Consider the following 26,345-nt stretch of genomic DNA (forward strand, 5'->3'; position numbering starts at 1 on the left):
AGAGCCTGACCACACGCTAATATGGTTTAATGCAGGGCATGAATCCAGACCAGCTATTCCATGCGGCCCTTGATGCGCACCGTCAGGGCCAACTGAAACAGGCAGAACAACTCTACCGGCAGCTGCTGGCCAGCACTCCCCGGCATGCCCACGGTTTGCATTACTACGGCGTGCTCTGCCACCAGTCCGGCAGGCACCAGCAGGCGATCGAACTGATCGGCAATGCCATCCGCGCCAACCCAGGCGATGCGGACCAGCACAACAACCTCGGGCTGGCATTGCGCGCCGATGGCCAGCTTGATGCCGCCATTCACCAATTCCGCCAAGGCCTGGCATTGGCGCCTGCCGATGGCGACCTCTGGCAGAACCTGGGAGCGGCGCAACATGCGGCAGGCGACCTCGTCGCTGCACGAACTGCGTACATTGAGGCCAGGCAGCGCTCGCCGCAGGATGTCGATATCCATGCCGCGCTAGGCAATGTGTTGCAGGCCCTGGGCAACCAGGCGCAGCAAGCGGGCCATTTCGCCGAGGCGGAGCGGCATTTCCGCGACCTCGTCGCGCTGCAGCCAGGCAACGCCGCATGGCATTACAACTTGGGCAACGCCTTGCGCGAACAGGGACAAGCCGCCCAGGCCGCGGAAAGCTACCGCCGCATGCTGGCAATCGCCCCGGACGATGCGGATGCGCACAACAACCTCGGCAACGTATTGCGCGAGCTGCGGCAACTACCTGAGGCCGTCGCCTGCTATGAGCGGGCATTGGCGATCAACCCCAAGCTCTACCACGCCCGCGTGCACCTGGTGCACCAACGGCAGCACTTATGCGACTGGCGGAACCTCGATGCCGATATTGCCGAGATCCGGCGCTGGGTCAGCGATGTTCCCGAAGCCCAGGTATCCCCGTTTGCCTTTCTTGCCATGTCGGGCACCACGCCCGCGGAACAGCTCAAGTGCGCGCGGAACTGGACAAACAACCGGCACGGTCAATTGCTATCCGCAACGCCGCTAACTCAAGCAAAATCCTCACAAACAAAATCTTCACAAGCGAAGTCCCGGATCAGCGAAAAGCTGCATATCGGCTACCTGTCCTGCGATTTCCGCCTGCATCCGCTTGCCTCGCTTGTCACCGAAATGCTGGAGCTGCACGACAGGGAGCGTTTCAAGGTCAGCGCTTATTCCTATGGGGCGGATGACAGGACGCCGGCACGATTGCGCCTGCAGCAGGCCGTGGACCATTTCGTCGATATCCGCCCTCTTTCGCTGCAAGCCGCCGCAGAGAGGATACATGCCGACGAGGTGGACATCCTGGTCGATCTCACCGGCTATACCCAGTCCAGCCGCAGCGGCATATTGGCGCTCCGCCCTGCGCCGATACAGGCATCCTGGCTGGGGTTCCCCGGCACCATGGGCGCGCCCTTCGTCGACTACCTGATCAGCGATGCGGTCATTACGCCCGAGTCCGAGCAAGATCATTATTCGGAGCGGCTGGCATTGCTGCCGCATGCTTACCAGCCCAACGACCGCAAGCGGCCGGTGGCTCCGGCGCCCAGCCGCGACTCCTGCGGCCTTCCTGAAAACGCGTTTGTGTATTGCTGCTTCAATCAGGGTTTCAAGATCACGCCCGAGGTGTTTTCCTGCTGGATGCGGCTGTTGAAGGCAACCCCCGGCAGCGTACTCTGGCTGTTGCAAGGCCACTCCGAGGCCAGCCGGAATCTGCGGCAGGCGGCAGAAAGCCATGGCGTTGCGGCCTCTCGCCTGGTCTTCGCTCCACGGGTGCCGATGGACCAGCACCTTGCCCGGCATATCCACGCTGACCTGTTCCTCGATACAGCCCCCTACAACGCCCATACCACGGCAAGCGACGCCTTGTGGATGGGTGTGCCGCTGATCACGTGCCGCGGCGGCACTTTTGCCAGCCGCGTAGCTGCCAGCCTCCTAAAGGCTGTTGGGCTGGGCGAGCTCGTGACCACGGACCTGGCCGCCTACGAGGCGCTGGCATTGAAGCTTGCCCATACGCCTACACTATTGCAGCAGTACCGGGACAAGTTGCTGAGCGCGCGCGAACATTCGGTCCTTTTTGACACTACGCGCTTCACCCGCGACCTCGAAGCGCTCTACCTCAAGCTATCGCGGCCGGCGCAAGGCTAGCCCCCTCGGGTTCGGCTGGCAGGCTGCTCAGCATTGCCATGGCCGCAATGTTGATATCGGCCACCAGGATGCTGTCCAAGCCACCATCGGTATCGAACAAGGGCAAGGATACCGTGAGGCAGAAATCCTCGGTCGCGGTGGACAGGTAGATGCTCGAGATATAGGGGCTCATGGAATCGCGCACTGCAGTGTAGTATGCCTGCAGGCTGCGGTCGGCCCCCGCCCCGCCCGCCTTGATCTTGCCGTACATATTGGGGTTGATCCAGTTCGCGAAACGCTGGCTGCCGTCCGGGTTGAGCTCGAACACCACTTCGAAGAACGGATAGTCGGAGAAGCAGCTGTCCAGGCAGTGCGCATCGGCGTTGCGCGGCAAGGTCTGCAATATCTTGAGCGCGTTGAGCGCGCGCGATTGCCAGTTGATGTATTCGTCGCTGCGGGGAATAACGAGACGCGGCGGATCGGATTCAACGACAATGATACTACCGATATTGGACTTGCCGATTTTCTTGAGCGATGCGGCGCGCTCCGCTGCCGCCACGCTGTTGGAAATGCGCCCCTGGTTGCCGTTGACCACGGCGATGGAGACGCTGGCGACCGGGTGGTCCTTGCCGTCCTCGGTGGTGAAGAATCCGCGCTCCAGGTCGCTGCCGTCGTAAAGGTGCACCGCCAATGCCTGGAAGTGGCTCACCACCTTCAACAGCAGGTTGACCAGGCCTGGGTCGTCATGGTCCAGGATCAGGACGAAATCGTCGCCGCCGATATGGCCGACCAGCACGCCCGCGCGGTTGTGGAATTCCTGCCGCACAATCTCGGATAGTAGGCGGATCATGGCATCGCCGCGAATGAAGCCGTAGCGGTCGTTGTAGGCCTTGAAGTGGTCGAGGTCGATATAGACCAGCTGCGTGGTCGGGTTGTTGCGCAAGCTCACATCCAGGGACTGGCGCAATGTCGGCCCCGTGGTGAGGTGGCTCAAGGGATGCAGGTTGCCCGAGCTGGTCTTGCGGCTGATGATCTGCGACATGATTTCCAGCGGGTGCACAATGCCGATATAGACGCCATCTTCGCTGACCATGATCCAGGGCTCGATTTCGCCGCGCTCCAGGTAAAGACCCCGCGCCAGCGTGGAAGAAGGCATGCGCGAGGTGATCATGCGCGGCAAAGGATCGCAGTAATTGCCAAGCGCGTCGTTGCGGTGGGTGAAGACCTTGCCGCGCTTCAGCAAGCCGATCGGCCGCAGGCTGTCCAGCACCACCGCACAGGCCACGTCGGGGTTTTCAATGAACGTCTTCCTGGCCTGGTCTATTGGGGTATTGACCTCGATGGTGATGCCGCGGCTGACGAACTCGTTGATGCGGAACTCATCCGGGATCGAGGAGCGATGCGACTCATCCCGCGCAGGCAATGCCGTCACCATTTGCGCTGGCACGGCTTCGGGCTTGGCGAAATAGAAGCCTTGCGCGTACACCAGGCCGAGGTCCTGGCAATAGGTGATATCCTCCACGCGCTCCAGCCCCTCGGCGACGATGGTGCATCCCAGGCGCTGCGCCATGGAGATGATCGCCTCCAGCAGCACGGTGCGCACGCGGCTGCCTTGCGCCTCGTGCACGATGGCCCTGTCGATCTTGATGAAATCAGCCTTGACCACCGCCAGCGTGCTGAGGCCGTTGAAGCCCGAGCCCATGTCGTCGAGCGCGATGCGCAGGCCCTGGGTACGGATCACGTCGCAATGCTTGGCGAGTAGGTCGGGCGACACTTCTTCGCTCTCCACGATTTCAATCACCACGTCGCGGTGCTCCATGCCGTGGCGGTCCAACGCATCCAGCATCACCGACAGCCAGTCCCCGCGCATGATGGTTTGCGGCAGGACATTGATGAACAAAGGCGTGCCGTTGGGAATCGCCTTGGCCTTGCCTGCCAGGGCAAGGTTCTGGCATACCATGTCGAGCTCGACGGCGCGGTTCACCTGCCTGGCAAGGCGGAATGCATCCTCGCCGTTCAATGTCCGGCCATCGGGGTCGCGCAAGCGGCACAAGGCCTCGTAACCGAAAATCTTGCCGTTCTGGGTGAAATCCACGATGGGCTGGAAGTGCATTTCCACGTGCCGGCTCAAGTCTTCCAGCAGCCATGGGTGCCGCATGCGGGCGTAAAAGGTATTGAACGGCATGACGCCGGTCATCAACTCCTCGATATCCTGGCTGCCGTCCGGCCCGTACCAGACGTAGGCCTCTTCGAGCACCTGCTCCGTATATTCGAGCGATACCTTGTCGAGGATATTCAAGAGCTCCTGGTCGTGTTCGCACGGGAACGCCAGCACCACAGGCGAGGCCCCTTGGGCGGCATGTGCTTCGGAGGCTGATTGCAGGGAGCTGTTCAGGAGTTTTATATAGAGCTGCATGGCCTGTTCATACGCAAAAGTGGGGAAATTCTGCATGAGGCAATGCAATCCTTATGCCAACGACATGACGTGACGATGCTTTTGCCTATTTTGTGCAGAACCGCCCTGCCATTCATGGAAAAGCAGGCTGCAATCCGGTTTTGCCATGCCGGCTTCCAGTTCAATCTCCCACGCATGCCAGGAGCGGCGCCTGGAATTGGTGCGGACGCCGGCCTGCGGTGCAATGCGCGCACCAGCATGGAGCCTGCGCCTTGTGATACAGTAGGCACAAACAAAAATCAGGAAGGCAACATGGCGGCAATTGACATCACCCCCATACTCAAGTTCATGGTCGATAAAAACGGCTCCGACCTATTCTTCAGTACCGGCACCGCCATCCATATCGACATCGAAGGCCAGACCATCCCGATCAATGCCCAGGCCATGGTGCCGGGCATGGTGAAGGAAATTGCCTATGCCCTGATGTCGCCAGCCCAGCAAAAGGAATTCGAGCAGACGCTGGAGATGAATTTTGCCCTGAGCCTGCATGGCCTCGGGCGCTTCCGCATCAACGTCTTCCGCCAGCGCGGCGAGGTGGCGATGGTGGTCCGCTATATCAAGCACGTCATTCCCAGCCTACAAAGCCTGGGGCTGCCGCCTGTACTGAACGAACTCATCATGCGCCAGCGCGGGCTGATCCTGGTGGTGGGGGCGACCGGTTCCGGCAAGTCAACGACGCTTGCCTCCATGATCGACCACCGCAACGCCAGCCGCGACGGCCATATCCTGACCCTGGAAGACCCGATCGAGTTTATCCACGACCACAAGAAATCCGTTGTCGACCAGCGCGAAATCGGCATCGATACCCTGAGCTTCGAGAACGGGCTCAAGAATGCCATGCGGCAAGCGCCCGACGTCATCCTCATCGGCGAAATCCGCGACATGGAAACCATGAAGCACGCGATCGCCTATTCCGAAACCGGCCACCTCTGCCTGGCCACGCTGCATGCCAACAACGCCAACCAGGCGTTGGAGCGCATCCTGTCGTTCTTCCCGCCGGATGGGAAGCAAGGCATACAGCTCAGCCTCTCGCTCAACCTGGCGGCGATCATCTCGCAGCGCCTGGTTCCCGGCATCAAGGCCAAGCGCGTCGTCGCCACTGAAGTGCTCATCAATACGCCCTACATTGCCGAACTGATCCTCAAGTCCAAGCTGGAAGAAGTGAAGGAAGTCATGGCCAACAACCAGGACATCGGCATGCGCACCTTCGACCAGTCGCTGTTCGAACTCTTCAGCCAAGGGGCCATCTCGGAAGACAATGCGCTGGCAAGCGCCGATTCGCGCAACGACTTGTCGCTCAAGATCAGGTTCGCCAACGAAAGCGCGAAAGGCGGATTCGGCGCCTAGCGCCCGAGCGCAACTATTGCCAAAAGGCGGCAGGGTTTATAATGCTGCCTATGAATCCTGATCTCTACAAACTGCAGCCCTATCCTTTCCAGCGCCTGCGCGACCTGTTCGCAGGCACGGTGCCCAACCCGGAATACCAGCCCATCAATTTATCAATTGGCGAACCCAAGCATGCCACGCCGGCCTTGATTTCCTCGGCGCTGGCCGACAATCTGGCCGGGCTTGCCACCTACCCTACCACGCTTGGCATTGCCAAGCTGCGCGAAACGATTTCCAGCTGGATCGCGAAACGTTACCAGATCCCTGCACTAAACCCGGATACCGAGATCATCCCGGTCAACGGCAACCGCGAGGCCCTATTCGCATTCGCGCAAACCGTGATCGACAGCAGCCTGCCGCAGCCTGTGGTGATCAGCCCCAACCCTTTCTACCAGATATACGAAGGCGCGGCATTGCTGGCAGGCGCCGAACCCTATTTCCTCAACACCCTGCCTGGCAATGATTTCGGCATGGCGTTTGAAACCGTGCCGGAAAGCGTCCTGCAACGTACTCAGCTGGTCTATGTCTGTTCGCCCGGCAACCCGTCCGGCAAGGTATTGAGCCTGGAGCAATGGAAAGAGATATTCGCCCTCTCCGATCGCTACGGCTTTGTCATTGCCGCGGACGAGTGTTACTCGGAAATCTATTTCGACGAAACCGAGCCGCCCTTGGGCGCCTTGCAGGCCGCACGTCTGCTCGGGCGCGACTACAGCCGCCTGGTGGTGTTCAGCTCGCTGTCGAAGCGCTCCAACGTGCCGGGCATGCGCTCGGGCTTTGTCGCGGGCGACGCGAAAATCCTCGAGAAATTCCTGCTCTACCGCACCTATCACGGCTGCGCCATGAATCCGGCTGTGCAGGCCGCGAGCGTCGCAGCCTGGCAGGACGAAGTACATGTGGTGGAGAACCGCCGCCTGTATGCGGAAAAATTCGCCGCCGTCACGCCGGTATTGCAGGAGGTATTGGATGTGGAACTGCCGGATGCCGCCTTCTACCTCTGGGCCTATACCGGCCAATCGGATACGGACTTCGCGTTGCGGCTATACCGCGACTACAACGTCACGGTGCTGCCAGGCAGCTTCCTCGCACGCGAGGTGCACGGCGTCAATCCCGGCCAAGGTTTCATCCGCATTGCGCTGGTTGCGTCACTGGCTGAATGCATGGAAGCCGCCGAGCGCATCCGCCAGCTGGCCGGATCTTATTAGGTTGCCGACAAGAACCCGCTGATGGCGCGCTGCGCTTGGCCATACAACCCTTGCTCCAAGCAATCCAGCACCAGGGTGTCGTCCATGCCGCGCAGCCAGGTGAGCTGGCGCTTGGCGAGCTGGCGTGTGGCGGCGATGCCTTGCGCCTTCCATTCCTCGTAGCCAATATTGTCCGCAATATATTCCAGCGTCTGCCGGTAGCCCACGCAGCGCATGGAGGTCATGTCCGGATGCAGGCCGGGATATTTTTCCAGCAGCCCCTGCACCTCTTCTAATAATCCGCCCTCCATCATGGCGATGAAGCGCTCGGCGATCCGCGCATGCAGCGCGGAGCGGTCCGAGGGTTGCAGCGCGATCTTGAGCAGGCGGTAAGGCAGGGTTTCGGCAGCCTGCTGCCGGTGCAGGGCCGTCATGGTCTGCCCTGTCAGCCGGTACACTTCCAGCGCGCGCTGTATGCGTTGCGAATCCGCAGGCTGCAAGCGCGCGGCGGTTTCCGGGTCGATGGCGGCAAGCTTCGCATGCATGCCAGGCCAGCCGATTTGCTCCGCTTCCCTGTCCAGTTCGGCGCGTATGTCAGCATCCGCCTCCGGCAAACCACCCAGACCCTGCTGCAAGGCGCGGAAGTACAGCATGGTGCCGCCGACCAGCAACGGCACTCTGCCCTTGGCGGTGATCTCCGCCATCAGACGCAAGGCATCAGTGCGGAACTGCGCGGCCGAATACACCTGCATCGGGTCGATCACGTCGATCAGGTGATGAGGCGCGCGCCGCAATATCTCTTGCTCGGGCTTGGCCGTGCCTATGTCCATGTCCCGGTAGACCAGGGCCGAGTCGACGCTGATGATTTCCAGCGGCATGGCCTGCACCAGTTCCACCGCAAGCCCGGTTTTGCCGCTGGCAGTCGGCCCCATGAGGAAAATGGCGGGAGGATGGGAAACGGACATGTTCGATTCGGTACTTACTAAACTTACCAATGCCACTCGCTACTTGCCGCGCATGAACATCTTGTCCAGCTCGCCCATGGTCATCTGGAACCAGGTCGGCCGGCCATGGTTGCACTGCCCGGAGCGCTCGGTAGCCTCCATGTCACGCAACAGCGCGTTCATTTCGGGAATGGTGAGTATGCGGTTGGCCCTTACCGCGGCATGGCAGGCCATGGTGCCAAGCAGTTCATTGCGGCGTTCGGTGAATGCGCGGCTGGCGCCGTATTGCCGCAAGTCCGCCAGCACGTCCCTCGCGAGGGCGACTGCATCGGCATCCTTGAGCATGATCGGGATGGCGCGCACTGCCAGCGTCGCCGGCGACAGCACGGCAATGTCGAATCCAAGCTGGGCCAGGCCATTGTCAGCAAGCGACTGCTGCTCCTGTACGGTCGCAACTTCCAGCCGATCGGCATGGAAACTCACGGGCAGCAGTAAAGGCTGCATGGCGACACGGCTGGCATCCAGCGCGTTCTTGAGCTTTTCGTACATGATGCGCTCATGCGCGGCATGCATGTCGACGACGATCAGCCCCAGCTTGTTCTGGGCCAGGATGTAAACGCCGTGGATCTGCGCCACGGCGAATCCCAGCGGGAAATCTTCCGCTTCAGACCCGGCTTGGACCGTAGCGGCCCAAGGAGAAGGCTGCGACGCGCCGTCGCCATCAACGGCCGTCTCCGCAACGGGCGTTGCCTGTTGCTGCAAATTGCCGAACAGGGTTTGGTAAAAATGGCTGGAAGCCTCGTTGGCACGGAGGTCGATATTGCTCTGGAAGCGCGGATAGCTGGCGACGGAAACCGGCTCAGTCATTTGCCCGTCCAGGGCAACGGCAGGCGCAATACCAAGGACCAGGGAGCCGGGAAGCCCCACAGGAGTTGCCAGTGACTTATTGAGCGCGTGGAAAATGAACCGGTGCACCGACTGTCCGTCGCGGAAGCGCACCTCGGTCTTGCTCGGGTGGACATTGACGTCCACCAGGGCCGGATCGAGCTCGAGGAAGAGGACGAATGCCGGATGGCGGTCGTGATGCAGCACATCCTGGTAGGCCTGGCGTATGGCATGGCTGATCAATTTGTCGCGCACGAAACGTCCGTTGACATAGACGTACTGCGTATCACGCGCATGGCGCGAGAAAGTCGGCTTGGCGGCCATACCCCAAAGCCTGAGGCCAGCGGCCGATTCGTCGAGGTAAAACGCCTCGGAGGCAAAATCCCGGCCCAGGATGTCCTCGAACCGCTTTTCCGCACTGCCTGCGGCAATCCGGGCGACGGCACGGCCGTTATGCTGCAGGAGCATATTCACATCCGGACGCGACAGCGCCACGCGGCGGAACGCCTCCTCGCAATGGCCGAACTCGGTGTTTTCAGTCTTAAGGAATTTGCGCCGCGCGGGCGTATTGAAATACAAGTCCTGAATATCGACGATGGTGCCGGCGTCCAGTGCCGCAGGCTCGATATCGGTCAGGAAAGAGCCTTCGGAAGCAATGCGCCAGGCATGCTTTTCAGCCGGGTGGCAACTGGTGATCTGGGTACGGGAAATCGCGGCGATACTCGCCAGGGCCTCGCCGCGGAAGCCCAGGCTGGCAACGCATTCCAGGTCTTCCAGGCTGGCAATCTTGCTGGTGGCGTGACGAGTCAATGCCAGGCGCAGCTCGTCGCGCGCGATGCCCCCACCGTTGTCGGTGACCTTGATCTGCTTGATGCCGCCCGCCTGCAATGCCACGGCAATATCGGTGCTGCCTGCATCCAGGCTGTTTTCCAGGATTTCCTTGAGCGCGGACGCTGGCCTCTCGACCACTTCGCCCGCGGCGATCTGGCTGATTAACTGATCTGGTAATAGCTTGATGGATGGCATACTGGGGCGCGGCAGGCTTCAAGGACAATCAAGCTGCCTATTCTACCCCGGCACGCCATGCCAGGCTAATATCCCGGCTGTTTATAGGCCGTCGATGAAGCGCAGGCCGTATTTCTTGACGTCGATATCGCCCACCACTTCCGTCTCCAGGCCGACCTTCTGCGCTAGCAGGTCGACCGGCACGAACTCGGGAGGACGCACCAGCAGGTCATCCGACACCTGGTGCAACGCCTCCACCGCCTTGCCCTGCAAATGGGCGTCGCGGCCGTACTGGCTGCTGAAGGTGTCGAAAATCACGTAGATATTCTCTGCCGCCTTGAAGGCATACCAGGTCTTGGTTTCGTCCTCTTCCTTGACCACGGGCAAGGTTTTTTTCAGAAAAATTTCAAGCTCTTGCCGCTTTTCCGGGCGTGCTTCCAACTTGATGTACAGCGCATATTTACTCATTGCATTGTTCCTCGGTTACCGCATTCACGTACTTTTGGTACGCACCTTTTGTGCCAGCCTGGGTTTGCCGGCTAGGGCCTGTCGTGCCGCTGGTCGGTGGACCTGGCAGTAAAGCCCCTATTTGCCATTGAGTTCCACGGTTTGCAAATACTCGGGAACCATGACATTCCATTGCTTTTCCTCTTCTATCCTGTGTCTGAGTGCATCCGCGGCAACAGGTTCACCATGCACGATAAAGGTCTGCTTCGGCGGGCGCGGGCATTGCGACAGCCATTGCATGATCTCCTGGTAGTCGGCATGCGCGGACAGGTTGTCTATAGAGGCGATCTCGGCGCGCATTGGCACGTACTCGCCATGGATCTTGACGCTTTCCGCTCCGTCAAGCAGCGCCGCCCCCCTGGTCCCGGCTGCCTGGAACCCGGCGAACAGAACGGTGTTGCGCGGGTCGGGACCGAGCGCTTTGAGGTGGTGCACCACGCGCCCGCCTGATGCCATGCCGCTCGCGGCCAGGATGATGGCAGGTTCCCGCAATTCGTTCAATGACATCGACTCCTCGATGGTGTTCACCACCTTGGCGACCTTCGCCAGCTCCCGGCACTGCGCCGCATTGAGCTTGTGCTGGGCATGGTGGGTAAGGAAGATCAGCGTAGCATCCACCGCCATCGGGCTGTTCAAGTAAACCGGGAGGTCGGGGATCAGCCCCTCCTGCTTGATCTTGTGTATGTAGTACAGCACTTCCTGCGCCCGCCCGACGGCAAACACGGGCACCAGCACAATGCCGCCGCGCTTGGCGGTACGGTTGATGACCTCTGCCAGCTGGGTTTCGGGCGCGGCTTTCTCGTGCAGCCGGTTGCCATAGGTGGATTCCACCACGAGGTAGTCTGCCGCCTCGGGCGGCGTGGGCGCATAAAACAATGGGTCTTCCATGCGCCCGAGGTCGCCCGAGAACAGGACGGAAGTCTGCTCGTCCTTTAACAGCACCGTGCACGCGCCTAGGATATGCCCCGCAAGCTGCAGTTTGATGGTGATGCCGTTCAGGATTTCGGTATCTTGCCCCAGGGGTATGGCAACCAGGTGCTCCAATGCCGCCTCGGCATCTTCCTTGGTGTAGAGCGGCAAAGCCGGCTTGTGCTTGGAATAGCCGCGCTTGTTGGCGTAGCGCGCCTCCTCCTCCTGCAAGTGGGCCGAGTCGCGCAGCAACAGCTGGCACAGCGATAAGGTGACTTCGCTGCAATAGACCTTGCCGCGGAAGCCTTGCTTGACCAACAACGGCAGGTATCCCGTATGGTCGATGTGCGCATGGGTCAGCACCACCGCGTCTATCGTCGCCGGGTCGACCGGCAGCCTGGCCCAGTTCTTCAGGCGCAGCACCTTCAATCCCTGGAACAATCCGCAATCGACCAGAATGCGGCGGTTGCCGCTGGTCACGAGGTGCTTGGAGCCTGTCACTGTCCCGGCGGCGCCAAGAAAACTGATTTGCATGTTTATTTTTCTACCATTCTGGTTTTGGCCAAGGGCGGATTCGCCGCGAAATACTTCTTGATTCCCGAGAGGATGGAGCTCACCAGCTTGTCCTGGTGCGCGCTGTCGTTGAGCTTGCGCTCCTCCTCGGGGTTGGTGATGAAGGCGGTTTCAACCAGGATGGAGGGAATGTCCGGAGACTTCAGCACCGCGAACCCGGCCTGCTCGACATGGCGCTTGTGCAGGGTGTTGATAGTGCCCATATGGTCCAGCACCAGCTTGCCGAGCTTGAGGCTGTCGTTGATGGTGGCGGTCTGAGAGAGATCGAGCAAGGTGCGGGCCAGGTTGGGGTCCTTGACGCCCAGGCTCACCCCGCCGATCAGGTCGGATTCGTTCTCGCGCTGCGCTAGCAGCCGTGCCATGGCACTAGTGGCGCCTGTCTCCGACAATGCGAACACCGAGGAACCACGTGCCTGCGCGCTCAATGCCGCATCGGCGTGGATGGAGACGAACAAGTCCGCCTGCATCTTCCTCGCCTTGACGACGCGGCCGTGCAAGGGAATAAAGTAATCGCCGTCGCGCGTCAGCACGCCGCGCATATTGGGCTCGGCATCGATCGCGGCTTTCAGTTTCTTCGCAATCGCCAACGTCACGTTTTTCTCGTAAGAGCCTTTGGCGCCCTTGGCGCCCGGGTCTTCGCCGCCATGGCCAGCATCGATGGCAATCGTGATCATGCGCGCATCGGGCTTTTTATTGCTTGATGGCGCAACCACCGCGGCAGGCTTGTCAGCAGAAGGCGAGCCGGGCGCGACGTCAGGAGTGACGTCGGCGATAGCCGGGGATTCAGGGGCCACCTGCAGTTCGGGCAAGGGCGCCTGCGCATTTTCCGGTTTGCCCCGCTGTTCCAGCATGGCCATCAAGGGGTCCTGGGCCGGGTAAATGTCCAGCACCAGCCTGTCCTTGTATTCGCCAGCGGGAGGCAGGGTGAAGACCTGCGGCTTGATTTCCGCCTTGAGGTCAACCACGATGCGGACCGTGCCAGGCTTGAAGTTGCCCACGCGCACCTGGCGGATATAGGGGTCGTTCGGGTTGATTTTCTCGCCCAGGCTCTTGAGCACGGCGCCAAGCTCGACATTATCAAGATCCAGCACCAGGCGTTCGGGGTCCTTGAGCATGACCATGCCGTGGCTGACCGGCTTGCTGGTTTCCAGCGTGATGCGCGTGTAGTCCTCGGCAGGCCAGACCCGTGCCGCAGAAACTTGGATGACGTCGGCAGCGTAGACAGGCAACAGGCCCAGGGCGAACATCGACCCCAGCAGGCAAGCTAGGAAATAAGATCGAGTTTTGTGAGGCATTGCTTTCCTGAATCAGTATTGGCGCTTGCTATTACCCGCCTGCCCTGCCCTTCGGGCTGGAGGCGGATATCGATGTCAGGCGCAGGCAACAGCTCCTGGGCCTTCTCCGGCCATTCGACCAGGCATAGGGACTCTGGGTTGAAATAATCTCTGAATCCGGCAGCGTCCCACTCTTCCGGATCAACAAATCTGTACAAATCAAAGTGATATAAGTTTAATCTAGAAACCGTGTAAGGTTCAACCAAAGTATAGGTCGGGCTCTTGACCTTGCCTTCGTGGCCGAGAGCGCGCAATATGCCGCGCACCAGCGTGGTCTTGCCTGCACCCAGGTCGCCATGCAGGTAGATATTGATCCCGGGCGTCAGCACCTCGGCGAGCTTGGCACCCAATGCCAGCGTCGCTGCCTCATCGGCCAAGGCCAGTGTAAAATTCTCACTCATATGTCTCAAACTTTAAACAACTGGGAATCCCTCGCGGCGGATATCAAGCGCTGGGGGCTGGATCTGGGGTTCGGACAGGTCGGCATTACCGATACCGATCTGTCGGCCGCCGAGCCGCGCCACAGGGAATGGATCGCCCAAGGTTTCCATGGTGCCATGGATTATATGGCAAAACATAGAGAGAAACGCACCCGGCCCGCGGAATTGGTACCGGGCACCATCCGCATCATTTCCGCCCGCATGGATTACATGCCGCCAAAAGCGCGCGACAGCGAAGAAGTCATGCAGGACTCCGGCCTGGCTTTCATTTCACGCTACACGCTGGGGCGCGACTATCATAAAGTGCTGCGCAACCGCCTGCAAAAGCTCAGCGACATGATCGCGCAACAGGTGGGCGAGTTCGGCTACCGCGTGTTCACCGACAGCGCGCCGGTGTTGGAGGTCGAGCTGGCGCAGAAGGCCGGCCTCGGCTGGCGTGGCAAGCACACCCTGTTGCTGTCGAGGAATGCCGGCTCGTGGTTCTTTCTCGGCGAAATCTACACCGACCTGCCTTTGCCCGTAGACGAGCCCATATCCGGCCATTGCGGCAAGTGCACCGCCTGCATCGATGTCTGCCCGACGCAGGCGATCGTCGCGCCTTACCAGGTGGACGCGAGGCGCTGCATCTCATACCTCACCATCGAGCTCAAGGACAGCATTCCCGAAAATTTGCGGCCGCTGATCGGCAATCGCGTGTACGGCTGCGACGATTGTCAACTGACTTGTCCCTGGAATCGTTTTGCACAGGTGACGCAGCAAGCTGATTTCCAGGTCCGCCACGGCCTGGACAACATCAGCCTGGTAGAACTGTTCAAATGGGACGAAGCCACTTTCAAGGAGAAGATGGCCGGCAGTGCCATCTACCGCATCGGCCATGTCCAATGGCTGCGCAATATCGCGGTGGGGCTGGGCAATGCCGCTACGACGCCCGAGGTGGTCGAGGCGCTGGAGCAACGGCGCGACGACCCCTCTGAACTGGTCCGTGAACACGTGGCCTGGGCGTTGAACCGGCATGGAAACCAGCGATAAAACCAAGACTGAAATTTATTTATCCGACCGTAATAAAAAAATCCGGCCCGATTGTATAATCGCCGCTCCAAAATCCGATAAAGACCGGCACATGTTCACGCCTCTCGTGTTTCGCCGCTTGAGCCTAGCGCTGTTTGCAGCCCTGGGCCTTTTTATTGCCTTCACTTTCTTCCAGTACGGCATCAGCAACGACGAAGAGGTTCAGCATATCTATGGCCGCCTGCTGCTTGACTTCTATAGCTCCGGCTTCACCGACAGGTCCGCGTTCGAATACCGCAACCTCTTTCTCTACGGCGGCCTGTTCGACCTAATCGCCGCCTTGCTCGAGCGCATCCTGCCGATCTGGGTATGGGACATGCGGCACCTGCTGTCCGCCCTGTTCGGCCTCGCCGGGATTGTCGCAGCCTATAAGATCGCGCGGCGTCTGGGCGGCGAGCGCGCGGGCTTTTTCACGGTATTGCTGCTTGCCATCACGGGCGCCTGGTCCGGCGCGATGTTCACCCATACCAAAGACGTGCCTTTCGCCACCTGCATGGCCTGGGCCCTGTATTACACCATGCTGGTCATGGAAAAGCTGCCGCGCCCGCCGCTCAAGCTGTCGGTCAAGCTCGGCATCGCGGTCGGTTGCGCGCTGGGGCTACGCATCGGTGGCGCATTTGCCGTGATCTACCTGCTTTTGCTGCTGGGCCTGGCCGGGCTGGTCAATGTGACGGGCTGGAAAGCCCGCCTGCGCTACTGGCTGGATAGCATGATCCGCCTGGTGCCCGCGGGAATCACCGCCTTTATCCTCATGGCGATTTTCTGGCCTTGGGGCGTGATGTCGCCAGACCACCCCCTGCTGGCGGCCAAGTCGTTCTCGCATTTCGCATTCAATATGCTCACCATCATGGACGGCAGGGTGATGCCGATAGGCGACGTGCCGCGCTATTACCTGCCCGCCTACCTGCTGGTGCGCCTGCCTGAAGTCTTCCTGCTCGGGCTGGTTGGCCTGGCGGCGGTCGCGGCACTGCACCTGAACAAGCTGTCCGCCCATCGCGGCAAGCTCCTCCCTTGGCTGGCGGTGCTCATCGCCGCGTTGTTTCCGATCGCGTTCAATGTCATCGACAAGCCTGCGCTCTATAACGGCATCCGGCATTTCACCTTCGTCGTGCCGCCGATCGCGGTATTGGCAGGCTTGGGGCTCTCCTTGAGCTGGGATGCACTGCACAGATGGCCGCGCGTACGCCGGGGGCTAGGCATTGCCTGCGCCGCGCTATGCCTGTTGACGGTAACTACGCTGTGGCGCCTGCACCCTTATGAATATATCTACTACAACAACCTGGCCGGCACCATGGCCGAGGCAGAAGAGGAATGGGAAGGCGATTACTGGTCCAGCAGCCTGCGCGAGGCGGCCGACATATTGGAAGAGGAAATATCGTCCAAGCCCAAGCGCGACGCCGACGGCAATATCGTGCCCTACCTGGTCGCAGTCTGCGCCGAGAATATCCAGGGAACCGCCTACCTGGACCAACGCTTCAGCGTCACCAAGAGCTGGGAAGCGGCTGACTTCTATCTTTCCACAACCAACATGGGATGCGACGATGTCATGAAAGGCAGCATCATCGGCGAAGTGGAGCGGATGGGCGTAGTCCTCGCCGTGGTGAAGGATAGGCGCCAGCTCCTGGCACACCAGCGCAAGCCCCGCATCCCGGGCAGCGCACATTGAACCCAACTGCCGTTGAAACGCGAGGGCGTATTGATGACAACAGACCGTAACCAATCCAATCCCCATATCAGCGTGATCGTGCCCGCCTTCAATGAAGCCGCGGCGATCACCTCGACTGTCGAGAACATTGCCAACCAGCTCGCCACCCTGAACCCACATTGGGACATCGTCGTCATCGACGACGGCAGCCGCGACAAGACCGCCGACATTGTGCGTGGCCTGCCTGCGTATTTGCGCACCACGCTGGTACGCTTCTCGCGCAATTTCGGCAAGGAATACGCGATTACCGCCGGACTGGAATATGCCAGCGGCGATATCGTGATCTGCATGGATGCAGACGGCCAGCATTCCTCCTCCCTGATCGGCGAGATGCTGGAAAAATGGCGCGAAGGCTATGACATGGTCTATGCCGTACGCCAGGACCGGCATGTCGAATCGGGCTTCAAGCGCTGGGGTTCCAAGGTGTTCTATGAAATCATGACCCTGGGCGAGCGCATCACCATCCCGCGCGATGCCGGGGATTTCCGCCTCATGAACCGCAATGTGGTGGACGCGCTGCGCAACCTGCCCGAGCGCAACCGCTTCATGAAGGGGATGTACGCCTGGGTCGGCTACAAATCCATCGGCATTCCCTACACCCCGCTCCCGCGCAGCCACGGCGTCAGCACCTTTTCCCGCCTCAAGCTCATGCAGCTGGCCTGGACTGGCATCACCAGCTTCTCGGTCATCCCGTTGCGCCTGGCGAGCGCGGTCGGCGGATTGCTGGCCTTGCTGGCATTTATTTACGGCATCTGGGTGATCCTGGAAAAAATGTTCTTCCACGAATCCATCCCGGGCTGGCCCACCGTGGTGGCCAGCCTGATGTTCTTCTCCGGGGTGCAATTGCTGTTCATCGGCATCCTCGGCGAATACATCGCGCGCATTTACGACGAAGTGAAGGGGCGCCCTCCCTATATCGTTGCCGAAGTCTCCGCCGCTTACCAGAGCGAGCCGCCGCAGCCATGAGCGCTCGCGCGGACGCCAGGTCGGTCTCGTGGTTCACCATTGTCGGCGCCGCCGCCGCGCTGGTGCACTACCTCAGCGCCATTGTTCTCGAAGGCTGGCTTGGGTTCAGTCCCGGCCTGGCAAACTTCCTCGCCTTCCTGCTGGCTTTCCCGGTAAGTTATATCGGCCATCATGCCTTGTCGTTTGCCGGCAGCGGCAATACACACGGATACGCCCTGCCCCGCTTCCTGCTGGTGGCCTGCGCTGGGTTTGCCGCAAACCAACTCCTGCTGCTGAGCCTGCTGCGCTTCAGCCAGCTTCCCTTCTGGCTGGCCTTGGCGGCCGTGATGGTGGTCGTGGCTGCATCGACGTACCTGCTGAGCCGTTTCTGGGCGTTCAAGAAAGGAGCTTGAAATAGCCATCCCGTTGATCATCAGTGCGGACGATTATGCCCAGGGGCCGGCCATCGACCATGGCATCCTGGACCTTATCCGCATGGGGCGCCTGACCGCCACCTCATGCCTGAGCCTCAGCCCGTGCTGGCGCGAAGCAGCCGCAGCCATCACCCCTGAGATCAGGCAACAGGCGGACATCGGCCTGCACCTGGATTTCACCACCTATTCCCGGCCCGTGCGGCACTCGCATCCGCAATTGGTCATGCGCAGCTTGCTGAGAAGTCTGGACCCTCAGCAGCTAAAGGCCACGATCGCGAATCAATTGAACGCTTTCGAGCAGGAAATGAACAGCGCCCCGGATTATGTCGACGGCCATCAGCATGTGCATCAGCTGCCGCAGGTGCGCGATATACTGCTGGCAGAGCTGCAATCTCGCTATGCCGGGAAATTGCCCTGGATCAGGATTTCGCATCCCGCATATGACGGCGTGAAAGGCAGGGTGATCTCGGCACTGGGAAGCCGGGCGATGCGCAGGCAGGCATTGAGCCGCGGGTTTGCCGTTACCGACACCTTGTTGGGCGTCTATGCGTTTGATAGCAGCGTGGCCACCTACCAAAAGCAGCTGAGGACATGGCTTGCCATGGCGGGCAAGGAAATCGGGGCGGGACGCCTGTGCGCCCTGATGTGCCATCCCGGACTGGCGGGCACCGACGGCACAGACCCGATCCGGCAGGCCCGTCCTGTTGAATACGAGGTGTTTTCCGGCCCCGGCTTTGCCGGAATGCTGCAGGAGCTGGACATTCGGCCGGCAAAAGCCAGCCAATTGTTCGCTCGCTGATATCGCATGCCCTGATAATGAAACAGGCCCTTTCGGGCCTGTTTCATTATTGTGGCTTGCTGCTGCGCGGCGCTGTCGCTGCGGGCTTGGGAGGCGTTTTTTCCTGGCTTTTCTTCTCCAGGGCTTCCTTTTCCTCAGGGGTCAGCACCTTCATGACGCACTCTTCAGTACCGTAGCTGCCGCCGCTGTCATCGGGCTCGAAGTATTCCTTGCGGAAGCTCCACCTGTCCTTGCCTACCTTCTTGATCGAGGCGAGGCCAGTGCTATGGTCCACGTTGTTCTTCTTGTCGCGGATATTGAAACTGATCGCCATGCGATTGCCGACGACCACTGCCTGACCGTGGTAGACCGTGGAGTTCACGGTTTCGGTTTCATAGTAATAGGCGCCGAACTTGCCATGGCTGCTCACGCGGTTGAGGCGCAATGCAACAACGAGATCGTAAGCGCCAATGGAGGAGTTTTCCCCCTTGCACTCGTAAAGGCCGGTGTAGTTGACGCCGGTAAACGCAGGTTTTGCTTGAGCCAGGCCGGAAAAAGCCAGCATGGCCGAAACGATTATTACTTTTTTCATCCGAAGGACTCTGATTCTTGTGGCAATAGCGGGCTATTGTAACGCGTATATATGTCATCTCTGCAAGCCGGGGCAAATATTTCCTGCCAGGCCGATGCAACCAATCCCATGCTGGGCAGGTCCCAAACAGGCTGCCTTTTTGTATTTGCTGGCGAGGTGCTTTAATATAGTCCGTCGCAAAATCGCTGACCGAACGCTGCTTTCGCGACTCTCCAACAATACCAACATAAATTCATACCAAAACATGATAAAAACTGCTGCCTTGTGGCGATACAGTATCTTCAACCTCCTGTTAATTGTATTCTTGGCGCACTGGTTCTGGCAGCAAAACCAGCCGGTTGCATTGCCTGACCCTGAACTGCCGGCCAACGGCAAGCTCAACTGCGTTTCCTACGCGCCTTATTACGGCAAGGGCGAAACTCCTTTCATCGCCACCACGGTGGCTGACAAGTCCAGGATAGAGCGCGACCTGCGCCTGCTTTCGGAACGCTTCGACTGCGTACGCACCTATTCCGTCAAGCAGGGCCTGGACTATGTCCCCGAAGCCGCGTCCAAGCTCGGCATGAAGGTATTGCTGGGCGCATGGATAGGCTACGTCAAGCTCGAGAACGACAAGGAAGTCGAGCTGGCGATCGAGTTGGCGAACCGTTATCCCGACACGGTCAAAGGACTGATCATCGGCAACGAGGTGCTGCTGCGCAAGGAACAGACCGAGGATGTGATGATCGCCTACCTGCAGCAGGCCCAGGCAAGCACCGAGGTCCCTGTCACCTATGCCGATGTCTGGGAGTTCTGGCTCAAGCATCCCCGCCTGGAACAGGCCGTGGACTACATCACCGTGCACGTCCTGCCCTACTGGGAGGACGACCCGCAGAGCATAGACAATGCGATCCCTCATGCAGAATTCGTCATGGAGACCATGGGCAAGACTTTCTCCAAACCTTTGTTCATTGGCGAGACCGGCTGGCCGTCGGTCGGCAAGCACCGCAACGCCTCGGTGCCCAGCCTGGTCAACCAGGCATCCTACCTGCGCCAATTCGTGCAGACTGCGCACGACAAGAACTGGAACTACAACCTGATCGAGGCCATCGACCAGCCATGGAAACGCGACCTTGAAGGCACCGTCGGCGGCTATTGGGGGCTTTACGATACCGACCTGGAGAGCAAGTTCGAATTCAAGGGGCCGGTGGCGGAGCGACGCGACGGCACCCAGCCGTTCATCTGGGCGTTGGCCGGCCTGGCGGTGTTCATCCTCCTGACGCTGGCGCGCAAGGAGCACAGGCTGCCCGCCCTGCTGGCGATGGGCTCGCTCGGCATTCTGACGGGCGCCACCGCCTACGTGCAGTGGGGCTACCTGCTTGCCGCCAGCCGTGACACGACGGAGTGGATCGTGCTGGCCGGCATCAGCCTGGCCGGCATCGTTGCCCTGCTCAACCTGCCGTCCCTGATCGCGCGCGGGCCAAACAAGCTGGCGCATAGCCTGTTGTTCGTGCTCGTGCTTGCCGGCATGGTCACCAGCTTCCTGCTGATCCCGAAAATGAGCTTCATCCCGCGCGATATCGAACTGCACCCGATGATCGGCTACGTCATCTATACGATAGACGGCCGTTACCGTAACTTCCCGCTGGCGCTTTACGCCCTGCCGGCATTGCAATACGCCATTGGCCTGACCTTGCTAGGCTTGCTGCATCGCACCACGTTCGGCCGCTATCGCAAGCTCAACATCATTGCGCTGGCGACAGCATTGATTTGCCTGATTTTGGAACCGTTGAACACGCACGCACTCTTATGGCTAGGCGTGGTCGCCTTGCTCGCATATGCAAGCTGGCCGCGCAAGGGAGCCAGGGTTTGAGGGGGCGTCTGGCGTCAATAGTAAAAAACCAAAGACAACGATATGAAATTCATCAATAAATACAGCAAAGCCCTGATCATTGCATTGGCAGTCACCCTGCTGCATTTCGGCATATGGGAGATCATCAACCGGGCGTTGCCGCTGATTGACGCGCCGCCCATCGTGAACGGCTTCGCCTACAGCGGCTACCAAATCGGGCAAAGCCCCCAGGAACGTAAATATCCCAGCACCACGGAGATATTGAAAGACCTGGAGCTCATGAAGAAGTACACCAACCGCATCCGTATCTATGGCGCGCTGGAGAATCCGGAAACCACGGCGCTTGCCGCTCGGCTCGGACTCAAGGTGACAGCCGGCGCCTGGCTGGGGCCCGAGCACGAGGACAACAGCCGCGAACTGGAAGCCTTGCTGGCAAGGACGGCGGTATATCCCAATATTGAACGCATCATCGTCGGCAACGAGGCCATCCTGCGCGCCGACCTCACGGTGGACGAAATGATCGCCTACCTGGAAGAAGCGCGCCGCACCTCGCGCGTGCCGGTCTCTACAGCGGAGCCGTGGCACGTCTGGCTGCGCTACCCCCAGCTGGTCAAGCACGTCGACTTCATCACGGTGCACCTGCTGCCCTACCATGAGGGCCTGCCTGCCGAGAAAGCCGTGGATTATGCACTGGAACGGTATCAGGAGCTGATCGACAAATATCCGCGCAAGAAGATCGTCATCGGTGAAATCGGCTGGCCGAGCAAGGGCCCCACCATCGATGCCTCCGTCGCCTCCAACGTCAACCAAGCACGCTTCGTACGAGAGTTTCTCGCCAAGACTGCGTATGAACAATACGACTATTACCTGATGGAAGCCATCGACCAGCCCTGGAAGGTGAAAATCGAAGGCTGGGCAGGCCCTTACTGGGGCATGTTCGATGCCGAACGGCAGGAGAAATACTCCCTGCACGGCGCCGTGCCCAAGGACTTGCGCTGGGTCTCCAAGGCATTATGGGGCTCGCTGCTTGCCTTCATTCCCATCCTCATCATTGCAGTGCGGTTCCGCACTTGGGGCACAGGGGCGCAGATTTCCCTGGCAATCCTGCTTCAGGCTTGCATCACCGTGCTCGTGGTCACTTGGAACCTGCCGGGAGATTATTACTATTCGCTGCGCGACATGATCATCCTGGTCGCCTTGATTCTTGCGCTGCTCATGACAACAGCGGTGCTGATGACCTATGCCGTGGAGTTCAGCGAAGTCATGTTCAAGGGCTACTGGATCAGGGGCTACAAGCCCGCCGTCCCGGTGCCTGCGGAGCAGGAAGCCTTTGTTTCCATCCACCTCGCCTGCTACAACGAACCGCCCGAGATGGTAATCGCCACCATTGAAAGCCTAGCGCAGCTCGATTACACCAATTACGAAGTCCTCGTGATTGACAACAACACCAAGGACGAGAGCAAGTGGAAGCCGGTCGAGGAGTATATGTCCAGGCTGCCGGACAACTTCAAGTTCTACCACTTGCCGCAATGGCCCGGCTTCAAGGCCGGCGCGCTCAACTTCGCGCTGCAGGAGACCGACCCGCGTGCTGAGGTGGTGGGCGTGGTGGATGCCGATTACGTCGTCACCCGCGACTGGCTGGCGGTGCTGATCCCGCATTTCTCGGATCAGGGCGTGGCCGTCGTGCAGGCGCCTCAGGCGCACCGCGAATTCGAGAACAACTTCTTCCGCCGCATGAGCAACTGGGAGTTCGAGGGTTTCTTCCGTATCGGCATGCACCATCGCCATGAGCGCAACGCCCTCATCCAGCACGGCACCATGACGCTGGTGCGTCGCAAGGCACTGGTCGATCTTGGCGGCTGGTCCGAGTGGTGCATCTGCGAGGATACGGAACTTGGCCTGCGCCTGCTGGAAGGCGGCTATGAGCTGCGCTACATCGACCGCGTGTTCGGCCGCGGCCTCACACCTGCCAACTTCGAGGCCTTGAAGTCGCAGCGTTTCCGCTGGGCCTTCGGCGCGATGCAGATACTCAAGCACCACCTGCCCAAGCTGCTGGGCAGGTCCACGCTCAGCTTCGGCCAACGCTACCACTTCCTGACCGGCTGGCTGGGCTGGCTGGGCGATGGCCTGCAACTGATCTTTACCATGAGCTCGATCGGCTGGACCCTGGCAATGCTGGCCTTCCCCAAGTCGTTCAGCCTGCCGGTCTCCATCATGCTGACGCCAGTGCTGTGCTTCCTGGTGGTCAAGGGCGCGCTGGGCCCCATCCTCTACCGCAAGACCATGGACTGCAAATGGTCCGACATCTTCGGCGCGTCGCTGGCTGGCCTCGGCCTGTCCCATACGATCGCGCGCGGCATCATGATGGGCCTGATCCAGAAGCGGGGCGTGTTCAAGACCACCAACAAGGGCAAGGCCGTCAAGGGCAGCATCTTCGGGCTGCTCACGCCGATCCGCGAGGAGGTCCTGCTATTGCTGGCATTGATCGTTTCCGCTGGCGCGATGCTCTATGCCCGCGGCTTCAGCAACCTCGATGCGCAGTTGTGGGTCACCATGCTGACCTTGCAATCCCTGCCCTACTGGAGCACGCTGGCTTGCCAGATCATTGCGCAACTGCCTGACAGCAAGCCCAAAGCGTAATTCCGCAACGCGTCAGTCACAGGCAAACAAAAACGGCTATGGAATCCATAGCCGTTTTTTATTGGTACAACCTAACTAGATAAGTTGCATCAGAAATCCACGGTAGCCGACATCAGCAGCATGCGCGGCGTGCCTATGCTCAATCCCATGGAGCCGGAAGCGGCGGCAGCCGATGCCCAATACTGGCGATCAAACAGATTCTCGATGTTCGCCCGCAGGGTCAATGGCTGGCCATAGGCGGTGGTGGCATAACGCGCGCCGATATCAAAGCGCGTCCACGCCGGGATTTTGCGCGTATTGGTCGCGTCGTAATACTGCGAGCTGCTGTAGATGGTCCGTGCAACCAGCGTCAACCCCTCCGCGAACGGCGTATCCCACTCCCAGTTCAGGTTGAAGTTTGCCCTGGAAGTGCCGAAAATGCGGTTGCCGTCGTTGGCGCCGCCTATGCTCCTGACCATTTCACTATCCAGCAGCATCAGGCCGCCGAGCAGACGGTGGTGCGCAACCGGCTCGCCGAAGATATTCAACTCCAGGCCCCGATTGCGCTGCTTGCCATTGATGCCGTATACCTGCCCGATTGCATAGGCGGTCGGCTGCTCCAGCTGGAAGATGCTGACGGTGCCGGCGAAGCTGCCGAAATCGAGCTTGGTGCCGATTTCAAGCTGCTTGGACTTCACCGGCTCCAACAAACCACCTGCATTGAGGCAGGCCTGTCCATTACATGTGTTGCCTGTCGGGATGGCATCGCCCTGGCGTAAACTTTCGATATAGCTGCCGAACAGCGATAGCTGCCTGGTCGGACGGACGACAAAGGCTGCGACTGGCGTGACGGTTTTCTCGTTGTAGCGGCGATCGGTATCGAAGTTGTGCGAGTTGATATGCTGGGAGCGTGCGCCAATCACCAACTGCAGCTTGTCATCCCACAAGCTCAAGTTGTCCACTAACGCGATGCTGCCGAGATCGCTGGTATTGGTCTTGCTGATGTCGTCAGACAAGCCACTGGTATCCGGCTTGGGCACGGCTGCCGGGAAATAGATGTTGGACACGACGCGGGGCAGTCTGTGATCGAGGTTGCCGTACTCCATGCGATAACGGTTTCCGCTTAGTGTGACGGCATGCTTGACCGGGCCGGTTTCGAAGGTGCCGCGCACACCGACCTCCAGCGAGCGTACGCGCTCGTAGCGGCTGAACAGGCGCGCCTCCACATTGGTATTGAAATCACCATTGCTGGTCACGGAAGGATTGACGCGAAGGAACTCGTAATCACCCTGGCGCGCGCCGGCGGCCGCATAGACCGTCCACCGGGAACTGATGTCGTATTCGCCGCGCACCGCGCTGTAATTGTCCTTGGTGTTGGTGTAGGTCCAGGCCGGCTCGAAATTCCTGTCGATGCGCTTGGCGTCTGGAACGGCCGCAGTACCAGTCAGCGTCACGCGCTCAGGAGGCGCGTTGATATTCAGCCGCTGGCGCCCGATATCCAGCGACAGCCGCAAGGCATCGCCGCGGTAATCCAAGGCAAGCGCGCCGGTCGACTGCTCGCGCGCCTGGTGGTCGAAAGCCATCTCCCCCGGGTTCTGGTACACGCCGTTGAAACGGATGCCAAACGCATTGTCCGGGCCGAAACGCCTCGCCATGTCCATATGCCCGCCGAATTGGGATTCGCTCGCATAGGTGCCGGTGAACTGGGTGACGTCCTTGTCCCCTGCCCGCTTGGGAACGATATTGATCATGCCGCCGGCACCGCCGCCGCTGGGAATCATGCCGTTGAGCATGCCGCTTGCGCCCTTGAGCACTTCCACGCGTTCCGCGGTCTCCGCCGCCACTGCGTAGGTCGGCAGGATACCGAACAGGCCATTGAACGCCACATCGCTGTTCATGAAGGTCACGCCGCGGATGGAGAACTGGTCAAAGCGCCCGCCGCGTGGGTTGCCGTTGCGCACCGAGGGGTCGTTATCGATCACGTCGGAGATCGTCGCCGCCTGCTTGTTCTGGATCATGCTGCTGGTATACGCCGTGATATTGAACGGCGTATCCATGAAGTCGCGGTTGCCCAGTATGCCGACCCTGCCGCCGGTAGCCACTTGTCCGCCGCTGTATGCGGGTAGCAACGCATCCGCGGATTCATTCTGCCTTGCCGCGTTGACCTTGACCTCGGGCAAGCTGCCTCCTTGCTGCAGCTGCGCGTTCGGCAATCTTCTCAGCCCCCATGCGCCATTGTCGCGCGCGACGTGGTCGAGGCCAGTGCCTTGCAGCAGCTTGCTCAGCGCCTGCTTGACCGTATAGCTCCCTTGCAAGCCGCTGCTTTGCTTGCCTGCGACGAGTTCGGGCTCGAATGAAAGCAATATGCCCGCTTGCTGGGCGAATTCGGCCAGGGCATTTTCCAGGGTGCCTGCCGACACTTGGTACTGCTGCTGGCTTTCGGCCGCTGGCGTTTGCGCATTGGCTGCCTGCAGGGGCAATACAGCGCCGAGCGACAATGCCACAAAGGCACCGCAGACGGCCTGCCTGAGCTTGCTGGAGGGAAATGAAGCGGGTGCTTGATCCCGCATTGGGTATGTCATGGTCAGGTCCTTGTCAAAATGGAGTGATTCACCTGACATACCGAAG

19 protein-coding genes are annotated in these 26,345 nt (G+C 60.2%); 10 read left to right on the plus strand and 9 right to left on the minus strand.

Annotated elements, in window-relative coordinates:
- Nucleotides 1–38: 38 nt before the first annotated feature.
- Complete coding sequence (locus tag ACW4YW_RS00870; RefSeq protein ID WP_457135819.1) at nt 39–2,147, plus strand: O-linked N-acetylglucosamine transferase, SPINDLY family protein; 2,109 nt, start codon at nt 39–41, stop codon at nt 2,145–2,147.
- Here ACW4YW_RS00870 and ACW4YW_RS00875 read toward each other — a convergent pair.
- Entirely contained in the window at nt 2,119–4,542 is a 2,424-nt protein-coding gene (locus tag ACW4YW_RS00875) for an EAL domain-containing protein (protein ID WP_457136482.1), read from the minus strand. The genes ACW4YW_RS00870 and ACW4YW_RS00875 overlap by 29 nt on opposite strands.
- 291 nt (nt 4,543–4,833) lie before the next feature.
- On the opposite strand from ACW4YW_RS00875, the gene ACW4YW_RS00880 reads away from it, so the two are divergent.
- Both ACW4YW_RS00880 and dapC read left to right on the plus strand, forming a co-directional pair.
- Entirely contained in the window at nt 4,834–5,928 is a 1,095-nt protein-coding gene (locus ACW4YW_RS00880) for a PilT/PilU family type 4a pilus ATPase (protein ID WP_457135820.1), read from the plus strand.
- Between the two features lie 50 nt (nt 5,929–5,978).
- The gene (dapC, locus tag ACW4YW_RS00885) at nt 5,979–7,169 is read left to right on the plus strand and encodes a succinyldiaminopimelate transaminase (RefSeq protein ID WP_457136483.1); all 1,191 of its coding nucleotides are present in this window, start codon (nt 5,979–5,981) and stop codon (nt 7,167–7,169) included.
- Here dapC and miaA read toward each other — a convergent pair.
- The 6 genes from miaA to tsaE all read right to left on the minus strand — a co-directional run bounded on the left by miaA (nt 7,166) and on the right by tsaE (nt 13,706).
- Nucleotides 7,166–8,113, minus strand: a complete 948-nt coding sequence (miaA, locus tag ACW4YW_RS00890; RefSeq protein WP_457135821.1) for a tRNA (adenosine(37)-N6)-dimethylallyltransferase MiaA — start codon at nt 8,111–8,113, stop codon at nt 7,166–7,168. The two genes, dapC and miaA, sit on opposite strands and share 4 nt — an antisense overlap.
- Before the next feature lie 39 nt (nt 8,114–8,152).
- A complete protein-coding gene (gene mutL / locus ACW4YW_RS00895) occupies nt 8,153–10,003 on the minus strand; it encodes a DNA mismatch repair endonuclease MutL (RefSeq protein WP_457135822.1) in 1,851 nt (616 codons plus the stop codon).
- 81 nt (nt 10,004–10,084) lie between these two features.
- Nucleotides 10,085–10,450 (minus strand): putative quinol monooxygenase, encoded by a 366-nt coding sequence (locus tag ACW4YW_RS00900; RefSeq protein ID WP_457135823.1) that lies wholly within the window; start codon nt 10,448–10,450, stop codon nt 10,085–10,087.
- 117 nt (nt 10,451–10,567) lie between these two features.
- On the minus strand, nt 10,568–11,932 hold the full coding sequence (locus ACW4YW_RS00905) for an MBL fold metallo-hydrolase RNA specificity domain-containing protein (protein WP_457135824.1): 1,365 nt from the start codon (nt 11,930–11,932) through the stop codon (nt 10,568–10,570).
- Nucleotides 11,933–11,934: 2 nt separating this feature from the next.
- Nucleotides 11,935–13,266 (minus strand): N-acetylmuramoyl-L-alanine amidase, encoded by a 1,332-nt coding sequence (locus ACW4YW_RS00910; RefSeq protein ID WP_457135825.1) that lies wholly within the window; start codon nt 13,264–13,266, stop codon nt 11,935–11,937.
- Nucleotides 13,236–13,706: a tRNA (adenosine(37)-N6)-threonylcarbamoyltransferase complex ATPase subunit type 1 TsaE gene (gene tsaE, locus ACW4YW_RS00915; protein ID WP_457135826.1), complete on the minus strand. Its 471-nt coding sequence runs from the start codon at nt 13,704–13,706 to the stop codon at nt 13,236–13,238. The genes ACW4YW_RS00910 and tsaE overlap by 31 nt, the downstream gene beginning before the upstream one ends.
- Here tsaE and queG point away from each other — a divergent pair, their 5' ends adjacent.
- The 5 genes from queG (at nt 13,707) to ACW4YW_RS00940 (ending at nt 18,696) form a co-directional block, all read left to right on the plus strand.
- Nucleotides 13,707–14,774 carry a tRNA epoxyqueuosine(34) reductase QueG gene (gene queG / locus ACW4YW_RS00920; RefSeq protein ID WP_457135827.1) on the plus strand — a complete coding sequence of 356 codons (1,068 nt, stop codon included), beginning with the start codon at nt 13,707–13,709 and terminating at the stop codon, nt 14,772–14,774. It abuts the gene before it with no gap.
- Between the two features lie 91 nt (nt 14,775–14,865).
- Nucleotides 14,866–16,479, plus strand: coding sequence for an ArnT family glycosyltransferase (locus ACW4YW_RS00925; protein WP_457135828.1), 1,614 nt, complete (start codon nt 14,866–14,868; stop codon nt 16,477–16,479).
- Between the two features lie 33 nt (nt 16,480–16,512).
- The gene (locus ACW4YW_RS00930; RefSeq protein ID WP_457135829.1) at nt 16,513–17,484 is read left to right on the plus strand and encodes a glycosyltransferase family 2 protein; all 972 of its coding nucleotides are present in this window, start codon (nt 16,513–16,515) and stop codon (nt 17,482–17,484) included.
- Nucleotides 17,481–17,876, plus strand: a complete 396-nt coding sequence (locus ACW4YW_RS00935; RefSeq protein ID WP_457135830.1) for a GtrA family protein — start codon at nt 17,481–17,483, stop codon at nt 17,874–17,876. Before ACW4YW_RS00930 ends, ACW4YW_RS00935 begins: the two co-directional genes overlap by 4 nt.
- A 13-nt stretch (nt 17,877–17,889) precedes the next feature.
- Nucleotides 17,890–18,696, plus strand: coding sequence for a ChbG/HpnK family deacetylase (locus ACW4YW_RS00940; RefSeq protein WP_457135831.1), 807 nt, complete (start codon nt 17,890–17,892; stop codon nt 18,694–18,696).
- Between the two features lie 46 nt (nt 18,697–18,742).
- On the opposite strand, the gene ACW4YW_RS00945 is transcribed toward ACW4YW_RS00940, so the two are convergent.
- Nucleotides 18,743–19,267 carry a hypothetical protein gene (locus ACW4YW_RS00945; RefSeq protein ID WP_457135832.1) on the minus strand — a complete coding sequence of 175 codons (525 nt, stop codon included), beginning with the start codon at nt 19,265–19,267 and terminating at the stop codon, nt 18,743–18,745.
- Between the two features lie 244 nt (nt 19,268–19,511).
- Between ACW4YW_RS00945 and ACW4YW_RS00950 the strand changes: the two genes are divergently transcribed.
- Entirely contained in the window at nt 19,512–21,119 is a 1,608-nt protein-coding gene (locus tag ACW4YW_RS00950) for a glycoside hydrolase family 17 protein (RefSeq protein ID WP_457135833.1), read from the plus strand.
- Nucleotides 21,120–21,161: 42 nt separating this feature from the next.
- Nucleotides 21,162–23,738, plus strand: a complete 2,577-nt coding sequence (locus ACW4YW_RS00955; protein WP_457135834.1) for a glycosyltransferase — start codon at nt 21,162–21,164, stop codon at nt 23,736–23,738.
- An 89-nt stretch (nt 23,739–23,827) separates the two neighbouring features.
- Here the strand turns inward: ACW4YW_RS00955 and ACW4YW_RS00960 are convergent, their stop codons facing one another.
- On the minus strand, nt 23,828–26,299 hold the full coding sequence (locus tag ACW4YW_RS00960) for a TonB-dependent siderophore receptor (RefSeq protein WP_457135835.1): 2,472 nt from the start codon (nt 26,297–26,299) through the stop codon (nt 23,828–23,830).
- Between the last annotated feature and the right edge of the window lie 46 nt (nt 26,300–26,345).

It is taken from the genome of Methylobacillus pratensis (genome assembly GCF_054072455.1).

Coding starts and splice junctions, on each gene's coding strand:
- ACW4YW_RS00880 (WP_457135820.1), top strand. CDS start 4,834: ATGGCGGCAATTGACATCACCCCCATACTCAAGTTCATGGTCGATAAA.
- ACW4YW_RS00925 (WP_457135828.1), top strand. CDS start 14,866: ATGTTCACGCCTCTCGTGTTTCGCCGCTTGAGCCTAGCGCTGTTTGCA.
- ACW4YW_RS00955 (WP_457135834.1), top strand. CDS start 21,162: ATGAAATTCATCAATAAATACAGCAAAGCCCTGATCATTGCATTGGCA.
- ACW4YW_RS00950 (WP_457135833.1), top strand. CDS start 19,512: ATGATAAAAACTGCTGCCTTGTGGCGATACAGTATCTTCAACCTCCTG.
- tsaE (WP_457135826.1), bottom strand. CDS start 13,706: ATGAGTGAGAATTTTACACTGGCCTTGGCCGATGAGGCAGCGACGCTG.
- queG (WP_457135827.1), top strand. CDS start 13,707: ATGTCTCAAACTTTAAACAACTGGGAATCCCTCGCGGCGGATATCAAG.
- ACW4YW_RS00910 (WP_457135825.1), bottom strand. CDS start 13,266: ATGCCTCACAAAACTCGATCTTATTTCCTAGCTTGCCTGCTGGGGTCG.
- miaA (WP_457135821.1), bottom strand. CDS start 8,113: ATGTCCGTTTCCCATCCTCCCGCCATTTTCCTCATGGGGCCGACTGCC.
- ACW4YW_RS00935 (WP_457135830.1), top strand. CDS start 17,481: ATGAGCGCTCGCGCGGACGCCAGGTCGGTCTCGTGGTTCACCATTGTC.
- ACW4YW_RS00960 (WP_457135835.1), bottom strand. CDS start 26,299: ATGACATACCCAATGCGGGATCAAGCACCCGCTTCATTTCCCTCCAGC.
- ACW4YW_RS00905 (WP_457135824.1), bottom strand. CDS start 11,932: ATGCAAATCAGTTTTCTTGGCGCCGCCGGGACAGTGACAGGCTCCAAG.
- ACW4YW_RS00870 (WP_457135819.1), top strand. CDS start 39: ATGAATCCAGACCAGCTATTCCATGCGGCCCTTGATGCGCACCGTCAG.
- ACW4YW_RS00930 (WP_457135829.1), top strand. CDS start 16,513: ATGACAACAGACCGTAACCAATCCAATCCCCATATCAGCGTGATCGTG.
- ACW4YW_RS00945 (WP_457135832.1), bottom strand. CDS start 19,267: ATGAAAAAAGTAATAATCGTTTCGGCCATGCTGGCTTTTTCCGGCCTG.
- ACW4YW_RS00875 (WP_457136482.1), bottom strand. CDS start 4,542: ATGCAGCTCTATATAAAACTCCTGAACAGCTCCCTGCAATCAGCCTCC.
- dapC (WP_457136483.1), top strand. CDS start 5,979: ATGAATCCTGATCTCTACAAACTGCAGCCCTATCCTTTCCAGCGCCTG.
- mutL (WP_457135822.1), bottom strand. CDS start 10,003: ATGCCATCCATCAAGCTATTACCAGATCAGTTAATCAGCCAGATCGCC.
- ACW4YW_RS00900 (WP_457135823.1), bottom strand. CDS start 10,450: ATGAGTAAATATGCGCTGTACATCAAGTTGGAAGCACGCCCGGAAAAG.